We start from the raw sequence: 13,040 nt of genomic DNA, 5'->3' as shown, positions 1-13,040 counted from the left end.
CTCTCCTCTTTATGTTGAATTTTTACAGAATCGGTTCGTGTACACCCTTAGTCTTTATTTCACCATAGCTATAAGCACCCTCGTAGAAATCTTTACGGTCTAATATTCGTTTAACTTGGACCTTAGTAAACTTTTTACGTTGTTGAGTAGAATATCCCTCAGCATTTAGTTGAGAAGCTAATTCAGATAAAGACCATCCAGGAAAATTTCTTTTTAGCTCAAATAATCGTTTAATGACTAACGATTCCTCTTGATTTACCTCAAGAAATTTTTGCCCCTTTTTCGCTCTATAACCGAAAGCAGCTCTTCCTCCTGCGTATTTCCCTTGCCTTGCTTTCATATTACGACCACGTCCTAGTTTCATCGTAATCTCCATCCGCTGATACTCGTCCAATAATTCCATTAATCCATTTACCAAGAAATCATTTGGATCTTTCTTATAAATGCTATAATTCGACTGTTCTATACTTTTAACATCTACATCATACCTTTTAAGCTCCCGATGAACTAAGACCTTAACGATATCAGAACGCCATAAACGGTTCGTATTTAGAACTATTACAAAATCTACCTTCGAAGTAGAAATCTCGGTCAGCATGTCTTGAAAGCCTTCTCTTTCTACTTCTAAAGCTTCCTCATCTACTTTTGCCCCGCTTATACCAGCGTCAATAAAAATCTCTAGTAAATTCCATCCTTGTTTTTCGCAGTATGATTTAATTTCGTCTCTCTGGTAAGAAAGACTATAACCATCTTTTACTTGTCCAAGCGTAGAAACCCTTATATACCCTATTACATTCATCATTTTTCCTCCTAGCGTAACGAAAATTCTAATTAACGTAACATTCATCTTAAAAAATAATAATTGTTAATATTTTACAATCAAATTGTATTACTTCTTAATTGCAATTCCAACAAAAATTGATATTTTATCCAGTAACTTTATAAAATACCCTTTTAAATTTCTTCAAAACCCTAAATATTACTTTAAATGTATCGTTATTAGGGGCATCATAGATAATTTTAAAATACTTATGTTTTAAATATAAATACACTCTAAAACCAAACTTGCTTTTAATTTCTATTCTTTTATATATATTTCGGTTTCTATACTTCCAATAAATTCAACACTACATTTACGTTTATCAATCTGCTCCAAATTAGATTTATCTTTCTTTAGATGCTCCATAATTTTATTGTAGTCACCCTTAATTACAGTAGGCTCAATAAGATTTTTACTCTTTATATATAACCTTTTTCCAAACGCTCTTTCATCGGCTTTAAACTCCTTTAAATTACCAACCAAATACTTTAGTAAAGGTGAATGAGAATATACAACTCCCAGTTTATAAATTCGTTCAATATAAACCTCCCCACGTCCCCATATTTTCTCGAAAGTTTTATTTTTCAAATCCTCTTTAGGCAATCTTGGTATATCAACCAAAAGATGATAATGAATAGTTCCACGCTTTTGAAAAGAACGTATAGCCACATATTTAAAGTCACCATATCTCCAACGCATTCGTTTAATCCAATTATCAAAGTCCTTACTCGCTTCATTAATGGTAACCTCTTCTTTTTTATAGGTTAAAGTAATAAACATGTCATTAACCTTAAAGTTCGAGATAATAATATGGATAAATTTATCAATTTCGCTATTTTTCAGTTTTCTTACTTTAGATAAGCCTTTCTCTTGTACATTTAAATATAGCTTCTCACTAATACTTCTACTTGTAGCCTTAACTTGAGCAGTCGATATTGATTTTTCATATTTAATTACTTTTACATAATCGCCCAAATCAATTAATTTACAGTTATAACTCTCCATTCTATTCCTCCTTTTTAACTTTCACTTAAACAAAGGAGGAAAATAAAAAAATATCCGAAAGGTTAATAAATTTTTTAAAAAAATATTATAATTGTGAACAAAATGTGAACAAGCCACCTAAATAATAGGTGACTTACGACTTTTAATCTTTTAGCTAATACAACTCTATTAAGTACATTTTCCAAAGATTCTCCAGCTACAAATAAGCTTCTATATACACCTTACTTTACTGAATTTCATTACCTAAAAATCTCCTTTAACTACTTTCAAAGTTACCCCTTCTCTGCTACGCAGAGGGACTTCGTCCTAATATAATTAATAGTTAATTCATTTTTATTACCACCACTTACAACAAGTTATCGAGAGAACTATATATACTTATTAAAATAAAGATATAATTTGTAAAAAATTAAAACCACTTGAATTAACAAGTGGTTTTAATACATTATTTAACAATTATTCTTTGGCCCCATACTCTAATAAATATTTAATAGTAACATTTGCTCCTTCTTCTTTTGCAATCATTAAAGGAGTAATACCTCCCGCTAATTTTACATTTGGATTAGCTCCAGCTTCTAATAATATTTTTACTACGTTATCTTGGCTTGATCGGACTGCCCAAATTAAAGGTGGTTCTCCATGAGCTTCGTACAAATTAGGATTAGCACCTTGCTTTAATAATTCTTTAACTAACTCAATATTTCCCTCACCTGAAGCACGTGCTAATTTAGTTACTCCATAATCATCTACGCTATTGGGACTTGAATCAGGCTTTCCTAAACTTGCTTCTTCCTTAGATAAATGTTCCTTTTTATTATTTGGAACGAAGTTTTCCGATTCCTTTAATTTCTTCCTAGTATCCGTTGCAAATATCAACAAGGTCGCATTAGGGTTATCTAGGGTAGCTGGTGGAAAAAAATCTAGTACTAATCCATCTACCTTAAGCTTGGTCTCCTCTGTTTTTATCCCTCTCTTAAGAGAGCGTTCAGCTTCAACAAGCTGTTTAGCAATCCATAAATTTGCTTGCCTCTCATCTTCCTTGTTCAATAATAAACTAAGCATGCTAGCAATAATTCCACGTCCCATTGATTCATTTTTACTTTCATAAGAGATATCAACCATAGCACCCGTCATTTTGCTTGGATTTTCTCCTTCTAACTGAATAGAAAACCCTGGGGCTTGTAAGTGTGTAAAAAATAATTTATCAGGTTTAACCTGCTGTAATCCTAAAAATTCCGCACTGTCAATAAATTTCCTTATTTCATCTTCATTTACATTCAAAATTTCCTTTTTTTCTTTTATACGTTGCTTTCCATCATTATTGGACAATTCCACATTCTCTTTATCATTAGGATTACTGCTTGAATTTAAGTTTTGACATCCTACTAAGAAACAGAGAACTATTACCATTATCATTTTCATATAGTTCACCTTCATCACATCCTATTTTTTACATATATATTGTTTTATGCAAAAAAAATTATATTCCTTTATTTATTCACAATTCCACGTACCCTAATTTACATATTACACCATAAATTTTTCCGCTTATCAGCAATCAAAGTGAAGAAGCGGTACGTTAAAGCGTACCACCTTTCGAAAAATTATATGGTATCTTTCTCCATAAAGTCAACTGATAAAAGTTGGGTAGGGATAAAGATGACCAGAAAAGTTATAGTGAAAATACATGAACTAACTAAAGAAAAAGGAATATCCTTGAGAGAATTATCAAGATTAACAGATATTCGCCACGCAGCTTTAAGTGAATTAGCTAATCAAAAAAGACAAAATATTAACTTTAAACATATAGAGAAGATTGCCGAGACTTTTAATATTGAGGATATTAGAGAGATTATTGATTTTGATATAATAAAAAAGGAATAAAAAAGACCAACTATTATAGGTGTTTTTTATTCCTTTTTTATCTAAATTATTATTTTAATTCATAAAATCAGTATCCATTCTATAACTAAAGAATTCTCATTTTTATATAAAACTTCTTATGAAATCTACATATTCTGGATTCACAATTTCCACTTTATTAAGTAAGTCCTTATTTTTCTTATGGTTTTGAAACAAATAAGATATAGCCACTAAAGTATCACGAAAATTAAAATTTTCATTTCTGAATAAATAATTTAAAACCTCTTTAATACTTGACCCACTAATTACATTCCTATTTTCTAGATGCCTACAAACTAATATGTATAAAATAGTAAATTGAGCAGGGTTAAATAAGATATATCTCCAATTATCGATTATTTTCTTTAAGTCTTGCTTGCCTAAATTTTTCCATTTGTTAGAAAATATAATATTATTTAACACCTTCCTCGTATCTTCACCATCAATTGAAATATATTCCCTCATTAATTCTTTATATTCATTTAAATCTATTCCTACTGACTCTTCTAATTCGCATAATTTTTCTATGAGTATAATTAAATATCCTTCTTCGAGAATTTCATCTGTTCTATCCTCAATAATTTTTTCACTTGAATAAGATATTTCTTCGAAATCATATTCCATTTCCATTAATTCAAATGTATCTTGATACTCCTGTGGGCTTAATAATTTTGTCTTAGAGGAATTTAACACTAACTCCTCCTCCCATAAGAAATAACTAATCTCATTTAATAAATCATTATTTCTTTTTTCATTCATTTCACCATCTAGATAAACAATGAACATATCATCTACAAATCGTATTAAAAAGAGATTTTCTCTTTTCAAAGTTCTATGCATTTTTGAATCAAAGTCTAATAAATAGAACTGTGATAATATAGATGAAGCTATAGAGTAATGAAATTGTGGTAGATATTCAAATCCACAAAAATCAAGAAAATATTCCAAATCATTTATTACACTTTGTTCACCTAAATAGGCTCTTAACCTATTAATAAGTGATTTCACTTTAATAGAATTAAAAAAATCCTGTATATCCACTTTTAAAACCGGCATACCAAAATACTTTTCTCTTTCTTCTTGAAATAATCTATAGCTAGTGTTAAAATTTGCATTCTTTGGAATATCTTCTTTTGAATGCATATCTAAAAATCCTGAATAAAATATATCCATACGTTCTTTGGAAAAATTCAGCTTCCCATTACCATTTAAAAATAAATCAGCTATTTTAAAAACTATATATGTGTAATAGGTGTAATATAACGGATTAATTAAATGCATATTTCTCGGCGTAAAATAGTCATTTTTATATACAAAATCACGAGATTTTTTTACTGGATTCGTTTCACAAAATTCTTTAACGCTTTTTTCCATTTCACTTTTAATACCCTTAAGTCCATATTCCCTAAGGATATTTATATTAGCAATTGTTTGAGGATTAAATTTTTTTGTTTTCGACATAGATAAGATATATCTATAGGCTATTTCTGAAACCTTATTATTTTCCACTTATATATACACTCACTTTACAAATATTAATAAAATCATTACTAAAACTATAGGAATAAAAACAAAAAACTTATTAATATTTAATATAATATTATCGACAGTGTAATCCTTCACTTCTTTTAAATCCAACTCATTTTGGATTCCATCATTTGAATCTTCACTTTCGTCATTTCCTTCTAATTCTTTGACTTTTTTTTCTTGTAATTTTATATTAATCTGATTAAATTTACTCTTTTCATTATCAACTGAATCATGATTTTCGTTATTTTTTAAAGTGGATTGATATTCAAACATTATGATATTAAATGACTTAATTAAAGCTTGTTCATCATTCGTGTTCCCCTTAACATTATGATTTAATATTAGTCCTTTTAATTTTAAGATTAAATCTTCTAGATCCAGTTGATGATAATGAACTTTAAGAGCCCTCTCATTATAATTAAGTTCATTAATATAGTATTGTACTAATATTACATATATAGAAAAAACGCCTGACATTAAGCTAAAAATTGATTCCCCAAATAACGGGTGTATTTCTTTACCACCCAAAGACAATAATACAAAAATTACCGCTTCAATATTCAAGAAGAAAAAAATCAACTTCCATTTATCACTATAACCCTTTAATCTAATACTCATTTCAATTCGATTATTTCTTGTTTTATTTAATGTGTTAATCTTTTTTTCAATCTCAGACAGAATTGTGATTTCTCTATAGCTTTTCCTCATACATTAATACCTCCATACATTACTATCCATAACGTATCTTTCCTATATTATATTAATTAACAAAAATAACCCCTCTCATAAATCTTATATTAATTATAAAATTCATGAGAGATATATTATTAAAAATCATTTATTAAAACTTCTAAATCACTTCTCTGCCCTATCATCACTGTAATACGTTCTTCCTCAAATTATTTTAAAGTTAGTCATTTAGTAATTTTTCGACTTTTAAATATATATTCCCAGTCTGAGCAGCATGCCGCCTTTTCCTTACAATAAGAGATACTATATCAATTCGATTTTCTAAAACCGCTAATAAATCCATTCCGTCCATTAATAATATTGTACTCCGTCCTAATGAATAAACTTTCACTGCATCTTCAGAAAAGCCATTTATCGAAAGAAAGAGCCCTAATGTATTATCTAATTTACGACTAATCTTTCCTGAAAAAGCATCTAAATCTGAAGCATTAACCGCATAACTTTGCCATTTTGCTTCAAATAAATAATCAGTTCCTTCTAAAGAAAAAGCACCATCAATTTGTTCTCCTATATTACGAAAAGAAGCCCTTGGATCTAAATCGAACAATTCAAATATATTGTATAAAACTTTTTCAAGTTCAAATCCTCTACGATGATGATCTTTAGATATCACTAGCTTTGAATATATTTGTTTTATCTCATCAAGGCGTGTCAATAAAGCTTGGCTTGATTTAATCTTCTCCATATTCTCTATTCTTTTTTTTCTTATTGCTGCTTCTTTTTTTAATTGTGCATCATGATCCTCAATTACCCTTTTCAAATCATATACGGACGCCTTGGCTCTTTCCGCTTTACGCTTTCCATCTTCAATTTGCTCTAAATGACGAAAACTTGTCATTTGAGTTACTTCGTATAGTATCCTACGAATATCTCCAAGATTTCTCTCCTGATTTTTCATAAGCTCATCGATGATATCTGAAACAATTTGTCTCTTATAATTACTCCAATCAACCTTATAAATTATTGTTTTATCACTAATACAATTTAATAAAAAACCTTTCAAATCGTTTTTATACCAATAAATATTACAAAGAGCTTCTTTTAAATATTGAATAGCTGAAGCTGAAATTTTAATTTCCATAAAGAAACCACCCCATAGCGCTTTTGAGATAAACTAGAACGTCAAATTACACATTCCCTTTAATAAAAACTACTAAAAATATGTACTAAATTTATACTTTATACATTATTTTACCTCATCTAAACTTTTACAACAATTAACATTTTAAATAATAAAAAAGAGCGCCAAAATTATATATCTAGGACGCTCTTCCATATAAACACTAATAAATGTTAATTATTCTTTATAAAAAACTTATTTCTACTTAGCTATTATCAAACTATATTACAAAAAACAATTAAATGGAACCTCCAACTCAAACCTACGCTTTACTATCACTTGTGGTACGGTTCACCTTAATTAAAATGAAACAGTGTAACTTTCAAAAGTTACACTGTTTCACTACCTTCTACCACATTAACACTCGCCTCAAACTTATCAAGCAATGCACGCACTTCATTCGTTGATTTCGTACTCATCAATTGATTTCTTAGTTCAGCAGCTCCAGGGAAGCCTTTTACATAAATTTTGAAGAAGCGATGTAGTCCTGTGATAGAGCGTGGTAATACTTCTGCATATTGATCTTGAAGATCAAGTTGTAGTCTTAAAAGATCAAGGTGTTCTTTACTGCTATGCTCTCTTGGCTCTTTTTCGAAAGCAAATGGATTTTTAAAGATACCTCGTCCGATCATTACACCATCAATGCCGTATTTTTCAGCAAGTTCCAGCCCCATTTTACGATCAAGGATGTCTCCATTGATTGTTATTAACGTATTTGGTGCAATGCGATCACGCAATTTTTTAATTTCCGGAATTAGCTCCCAGTGCGCATCGACTTGGCTCATTTCTTCTCTTGTACGTAAGTGAATAGAAAGGTTTGCGATATCTTGTTTGAAAATATGCGTTAACCAATCTTCCCATTCGCTTAACTCTTTAAAGCCCAGTCGTGTTTTTACGCTGACAGGTAGTCCGCCCGCTTTTGCTGCTTGAATAAGTTCTGCCGCAACGTCTGGACGTAGAATAAGGCCACTACCTTTTCCTCTTGATGCTACGTTCGGTACAGGGCAACCCATGTTAATATCAATACCTTTAAATCCTAACTCTGCCATACCAATACTCATTTGACGGAAATATTCAGGATTATCTCCCCAAATATGCGCCACGATCGGTTGTTCATCTTCTGTAAAGATTAAACGGCCACGTACACTTTTCATACCTTCTGGATGACAATAGCTATCCGAGTTTGTGAACTCTGTGAAGAATACATCTGGGCTACCAGCTTCACTTACTACGTGACGGAAAACAACGTCTGTCACATCTTCCATTGGTGCAAGTACAAAAAATGGTCGTGGTAAATCACTCCAAAAATTATCTATCATTTCAAATTCAAATCCTCTCAATATGAATGCAATTTCAAACTCTCAATTTATAATTTATGAAAATCAGCAATATTTATTTTAACTAAAATCGCTTATAAATGGTATTTTTGTAAACCAAAAAGCAGATGGTATAGATTCTCCTATATCAACTGCTTTCCTATTATACCAACTTAAGCCAAGCTACACACTCCACATGAGTCGTATGCGGGAACATATCAACAGGTTGTACTTCCTGCGTTTTATATCCGCCTTCTTCTAGTACTTTTAAGTCACGTGCTAATGTTGCTGGGTTACATGATACGTATACGACGCGTTTTGGTTTCATGTCGATGATTGTGTTTAGTAGTGCATCATCACAACCTTTACGCGGTGGATCTACGACCATTGTGTCGGCGATTATGCCTTCTTTGTACCATTTTGGAATAACTACTTCTGCTTCTCCTACGCCAAACTCAGCGTTTGTCATGTTGTTTAGTGCTGCGTTTCGGTTTGCGTCTTCGATTGCTTCTGGGACGATTTCAACGCCGTACACTTTTTTCGCTTTTTGCGCTAGGAATAAGGAAATTGATCCAATTCCGCAATAGGCATCAATTACTGTTTCGTTGCCATCTAGTTTTGCATATTCTAACGTTTTATCATATAACACTTTCGTTTGTTCTGGGTTTACTTGATAGAATGAACGTGCTGAAATTGCAAATTTAATGTCACCGATAAAGTCATAAATGTATTCTGATCCGTACAGTACTGTCGTCGTGTCTCCGAAGATTACGTTTGTACGTTTCGTGTTTACGTTTTGAACAATCGATTTTACTTCTGGGAATTTCGCAGCAATTTCTTCAATGATTGCTTTTTTGTTTGGTAATTCTGCTGTACGAGTAATGAAGACAAGCATAATTTCCCCTGTTACTTGTCCGTAACGAGCCATTACATGGCGAAGTGTTCCTTTGTTACGCTCTTCGTTGTATGCCGAAATACCGTGTTTTTCACAAATACGTTTTACTTCCTGGATTAATGTATCGTTTTCTTCTGCCTGAATTAAACATGATTCCATATTAATAATGTCATGTGTTCCTTGGCGATAGAAACCAGCTACAAGTCCACCTTCACGTTCTCCAATTGGTACTTGTGCTTTGTTACGGTATACCCATGGGTTCTTCATACCAAGTACAGGGTGCACAGGAACATCGCTTAATCCGCCAATGCGCTGCATAACGTCACGTACTTGTTTTTCTTTCGCTTGTAATTGTCCTTCATATGTTAAGTGCTGAAGCTGACAACCGCCGCACTGATTGTACACTGGGCATTCTGCATCTTTACGATATGGGCTCTCTGTATGAAGCTTCATTAAACGACCGAATGCGAAGTTTTTCTTCACTTTAATAATTTTAATTTGTGCTTCTTCACCTGGTAATCCGTTTTTAACGAAAATAGGATAGCCCTTTACTTTCGCAACACCGGCACCATCATGTGTTAAATCTTCAAATACTACATCTATAAAATCATTTTTCTCAACTGGTGGCGTCATTTTTGTACTCATTTTCCGACCTCTCTTTTTCATAACACTGCGTTACATTTTATCATACTTATATGGTCTTTTTCTATCGGAAGAAAAAAAGCTATTGACGATAGTTCTCTGTTAATGTTACGCTACTACTAATTTAATACGGACGATGTTACCTCATATATACTCGATAATATGGATCGAGAGTTTCTACCCGGCAACCTTAAATTGCTGGACTATGGGGAAAACTAATGAATATTAGCCTATGTGCAAAAAAGGACTCATATTGATTAGCTTTCTCTCATAGATGAAAGTGAATCCATATGGGTCTTTTTTTATTTTCATTTTTCTAAAAGGTCAGACATCTTACGTATGACATAAAACCTCTTTGTTTTACTTTTAGTAATATAACGAGCGTTTTATGTACAAACTTTATACGAACTTCTGAAAGGGGCAACTACATGCAATATGTAATGAGCATTATCGGTATTCTTGTCGTTTTAGGTTTATGCTTTGCTTTGTCAAACAATAGAAGTAAAATCAACTTCCGTGCAATTGCTATTATGATTGGTTTCCAAATTTTAATCGGTTGGTTTATGTTTGGCACAAAAATTGGTCAACAAATTATCATCTTCATTAGTAAAGTTTTCAACAAACTAATTAAACTTGGTACGACAGGCGTCGATTTTCTCTTTAATGGAATTCAAAGAGATTTTGTCTTTTTCTTAAATGTATTATTAATTATCGTATTTTTCTCAGCACTACTTTCTATCTTTAGTTATTTAGGTGTTTTACCATTCATCGTTCGCGTTGTCGGCGGTGCAATTTCAAAAATTACTGGTTTACCACGCGTCGAGTCATTCCACGCAGTAAACTCTGTATTCTTCGGTTCAAGTGAAGCATTAATCGTTATTAAAAACGATTTACAGCATTTTAACAAAAACCGTATGTTTATCATTTGTTGTTCTGCAATGAGTTCCGTTTCTGCTTCTGTTACAGCATCATACGTAATGATGTTAGATGCGAAATATGTACTAGCAGCTCTTCCACTAAACTTATTCTCAAGCTTAATCGTTTGTTCGCTATTAACACCAGTTGATACGAAGAAAGAAGATGAAGTGATTCAAAAATTTGATAGAACTTTATTCGGAGACAGCTTTATCGGCGCAATGATTAACGGTGCGCTTGATGGTTTAAAAGTAGCTGGTATCGTTGCTGCATTAATGATTGCCTTCATCGGTGTGATGGAAGTTGTAAACTACGTAATTAGCGCAGCTTCAGGTGCAATGGGCTATGCTGTTACTTTACAACAAATCTTCGGTTATATACTTGCTCCATTCGCATTCTTAATGGGTATTCCAACTCAAGATATTATCCCAGCTGGTGGTATTATGGGTACGAAGATTGTATTAAACGAGTTTGTAGCAATCCTTGATTTAAAAGGTGTTGCATCAACATTATCTCCACGTACAGTTGGAATCGTTACAGTATTCTTAATTAGCTTCGCAAGTATTAGCCAAATTGGTGCGATCGTTGGTACAATCCGTGCCCTTTCTGAAAAACAAGGAAGCGTCGTATCAAAATTTGGTTGGAAAATGCTATTTGCATCAACACTTGCTTCTATTTTATCTGCGACAATCGCTGGATTGTTTATATAATAAAAAAACTCCACCTTACTTCTCCTTTTTCAAAAGGAAATTTAGGTGGAGTTTTTTTACTTTCTTCTATATGTATTTTTATGTAAACTCCACCAGAAAAACATAAAGTGTTTTTCCGAATTATTCCAAAAATGTATTCCCCTCTATATTCTATAGTGATATGATGTACAAGGGTATAATTCAAATTTTTAAAATCGAAAATTTGAGTTAGTGTCACTTATACGAATGATAATTTCAAGACATAAGTGATGATAATTAAAACACAATAGAAGGATGATAGAATGAAAAAATATACATATATCGCTTTACTTTCTTCTGCTATTCTCGTAGGTTGTAACACTAGTAGCACTAGTGATAAACAAATAAAAGAAGCAACGGCGAAACAAACAGTTGAACAAAAAAAAGCGAAAGCGGTTGAACTGCCTTTAACACAAGGGATTATTACATGGGATCCGTATGAATATAACGCACAAAACACCACGCTTTATACAAAGGATTTAAGAGATTCATTCACACAAGTACGTTACACTATTTGGCGTACTGCTGATGGTCCTGAAAACAAACAAACTTTTACTTCACAAGAAAAAGAACGTGACTTTGCCCTCCCACTACATTTAAAATCATTTCATTTAAAACGTGGCGAATTTCAAATTGAAACAGTAGGAATCAAAGAAGATCATACTGAAACAAATCTAGTAACATCTAAAATTACATTCCAGCAACATGTACCCGTATTAATGTACCATGCGATTGAAAAATACCCTGGACCAAGTGATGGGGATTACGGCTTATACGTACCACCTGAGCAATTCGAAAAACATATGCAATATTTAAAAGATAACGGTTATACGATGCTTACATTTGAACGTTGGAATGATATAAATCGTGTAAATAAACCTGTTTTTGTAACGATGGATGATGGTCGAAAAAATAATATGAACGCTCTTCATATTTTACAAAAATTAAAGGATGATAGATTTCAACCTACGGCTACTGAATTCCTTACTGCAAATGAGATAGACAAACCAAATCGTCTATCAACAGATGAGATAAAACAAATGATGGATTCAGGCATTTTTTCTATTCAATCACATACTGCTAATCATACGATGATGGCTCATTCAAGCAATTATGATGAGGAATTACGTAGTTCGAAAGAAAAAATCGAAGCCCTTACTAGTAAAAAGGTCATCGCTCTCGCCTATCCAGTAGGTTCTTATAATGACCCAGCTGTTGAAGAAACAAAAAAACATTATGAGTTCGCAGTAACTACTGATCACGGTAATCACATTACAAAAGGGATGCCAAACGAACAGTACTTAATTAAACGCCACTTTGTAGGGCCTAATACATCAATGGAAAAATTCATATCTCTTATAAAGTAAAACTTTAATCAGTGGGGGTTTTGTTCACCCCCACTGATTATTAGCCCTCA

11 protein-coding genes and 1 riboswitch are annotated in these 13,040 nt (G+C 32.1%); of the genes, 3 read left to right on the top strand and 8 right to left on the bottom strand.

Going from position 1 to position 13,040, the window contains the following annotated elements:
• Positions 1–22: 22 nt before the first annotated feature.
• The 3 genes from DN389_RS23600 to DN389_RS23590 all read right to left on the bottom strand — a co-directional run bounded on the left by DN389_RS23600 (position 23) and on the right by DN389_RS23590 (position 3,247).
• Entirely contained in the window at positions 23–799 is a 777-nt protein-coding gene (locus DN389_RS23600; RefSeq protein WP_149237668.1) for a recombinase family protein, read from the bottom strand.
• 279 nt (positions 800–1,078) lie between these two features.
• A complete protein-coding gene (locus DN389_RS23595; RefSeq protein ID WP_149237667.1) occupies positions 1,079–1,825 on the bottom strand; it encodes a rolling circle replication-associated protein in 747 nt (248 codons plus the stop codon).
• Positions 1,826–2,281: 456 nt separating this feature from the next.
• Positions 2,282–3,247, bottom strand: coding sequence for an ankyrin repeat domain-containing protein (locus tag DN389_RS23590; protein ID WP_255450997.1), 966 nt, complete (start codon positions 3,245–3,247; stop codon positions 2,282–2,284).
• A 237-nt stretch (positions 3,248–3,484) separates the two neighbouring features.
• On the opposite strand from DN389_RS23590, the gene DN389_RS23585 reads away from it, so the two are divergent.
• On the top strand, positions 3,485–3,709 hold the full coding sequence (locus tag DN389_RS23585; protein WP_149237666.1) for a helix-turn-helix domain-containing protein: 225 nt from the start codon (positions 3,485–3,487) through the stop codon (positions 3,707–3,709).
• Positions 3,710–3,811: 102 nt separating this feature from the next.
• Here DN389_RS23585 and DN389_RS23580 read toward each other — a convergent pair whose 3' ends face one another.
• The 5 genes from DN389_RS23580 to rlmD form a co-directional block, all read right to left on the bottom strand.
• A complete protein-coding gene (locus DN389_RS23580; RefSeq protein WP_255450995.1) occupies positions 3,812–5,236 on the bottom strand; it encodes an RNA-directed DNA polymerase in 1,425 nt (474 codons plus the stop codon).
• Between the two features lie 12 nt (positions 5,237–5,248).
• A complete protein-coding gene (locus DN389_RS23575; protein WP_149237665.1) occupies positions 5,249–5,965 on the bottom strand; it encodes an SLATT domain-containing protein in 717 nt (238 codons plus the stop codon).
• A 202-nt stretch (positions 5,966–6,167) separates the two neighbouring features.
• Positions 6,168–7,088, bottom strand: a complete 921-nt coding sequence (locus DN389_RS23570; RefSeq protein ID WP_149237664.1) for a restriction endonuclease — start codon at positions 7,086–7,088, stop codon at positions 6,168–6,170.
• A 368-nt stretch (positions 7,089–7,456) separates the two neighbouring features.
• Positions 7,457–8,446 carry a tRNA dihydrouridine synthase gene (locus DN389_RS23565; RefSeq protein WP_060486879.1) on the bottom strand — a complete coding sequence of 330 codons (990 nt, stop codon included), beginning with the start codon at positions 8,444–8,446 and terminating at the stop codon, positions 7,457–7,459.
• Positions 8,447–8,606: 160 nt separating this feature from the next.
• Positions 8,607–9,983: a 23S rRNA (uracil(1939)-C(5))-methyltransferase RlmD gene (rlmD, locus tag DN389_RS23560; protein WP_016133496.1), complete on the bottom strand. Its 1,377-nt coding sequence runs from the start codon at positions 9,981–9,983 to the stop codon at positions 8,607–8,609.
• Positions 9,984–10,104: 121 nt separating this feature from the next.
• A riboswitch (purine riboswitch) is annotated at positions 10,105–10,206 on the top strand.
• Between the two features lie 202 nt (positions 10,207–10,408).
• Between rlmD and DN389_RS23555 the strand changes: the two genes are divergently transcribed.
• Both DN389_RS23555 and DN389_RS23550 read left to right on the top strand, forming a co-directional pair.
• Positions 10,409–11,605, top strand: coding sequence for a NupC/NupG family nucleoside CNT transporter (locus DN389_RS23555; RefSeq protein ID WP_060486877.1), 1,197 nt, complete (start codon positions 10,409–10,411; stop codon positions 11,603–11,605).
• Between the two features lie 281 nt (positions 11,606–11,886).
• Positions 11,887–12,990, top strand: coding sequence for a polysaccharide deacetylase family protein (locus DN389_RS23550; RefSeq protein ID WP_098190589.1), 1,104 nt, complete (start codon positions 11,887–11,889; stop codon positions 12,988–12,990).
• Positions 12,991–13,040: the final 50 nt, after the last annotated feature.

This window comes from Bacillus sp. AY3-1 (genome assembly GCF_008368785.1).
Taxonomy (GTDB): domain Bacteria; phylum Bacillota; class Bacilli; order Bacillales; family Bacillaceae_G; genus Bacillus_A; species Bacillus_A wiedmannii.
This window is presented reverse-complemented; position numbering and strand designations above follow the sequence as displayed.

What these genes read in the sequence shown, in the direction of transcription:
- DN389_RS23600 (WP_149237668.1), bottom strand. Translation starts at nt 799, where the DNA reads ATGAATGTAATAGGGTATATAAGGGTTTCTACGCTTGGACAAGTAAAA.
- DN389_RS23595 (WP_149237667.1), bottom strand. Translation starts at nt 1,825, where the DNA reads ATGGAGAGTTATAACTGTAAATTAATTGATTTGGGCGATTATGTAAAA.
- DN389_RS23590 (WP_255450997.1), bottom strand. Translation starts at nt 3,247, where the DNA reads ATGAAAATGATAATGGTAATAGTTCTCTGTTTCTTAGTAGGATGTCAA.
- DN389_RS23585 (WP_149237666.1), top strand. Translation starts at nt 3,485, where the DNA reads ATGACCAGAAAAGTTATAGTGAAAATACATGAACTAACTAAAGAAAAA.
- DN389_RS23575 (WP_149237665.1), bottom strand. Translation starts at nt 5,965, where the DNA reads ATGAGGAAAAGCTATAGAGAAATCACAATTCTGTCTGAGATTGAAAAA.
- DN389_RS23570 (WP_149237664.1), bottom strand. Translation starts at nt 7,088, where the DNA reads ATGGAAATTAAAATTTCAGCTTCAGCTATTCAATATTTAAAAGAAGCT.
- DN389_RS23565 (WP_060486879.1), bottom strand. Translation starts at nt 8,446, where the DNA reads ATGATAGATAATTTTTGGAGTGATTTACCACGACCATTTTTTGTACTT.
- rlmD (WP_016133496.1), bottom strand. Translation starts at nt 9,983, where the DNA reads ATGAGTACAAAAATGACGCCACCAGTTGAGAAAAATGATTTTATAGAT.
- DN389_RS23555 (WP_060486877.1), top strand. Translation starts at nt 10,409, where the DNA reads ATGCAATATGTAATGAGCATTATCGGTATTCTTGTCGTTTTAGGTTTA.
- DN389_RS23550 (WP_098190589.1), top strand. Translation starts at nt 11,887, where the DNA reads ATGAAAAAATATACATATATCGCTTTACTTTCTTCTGCTATTCTCGTA.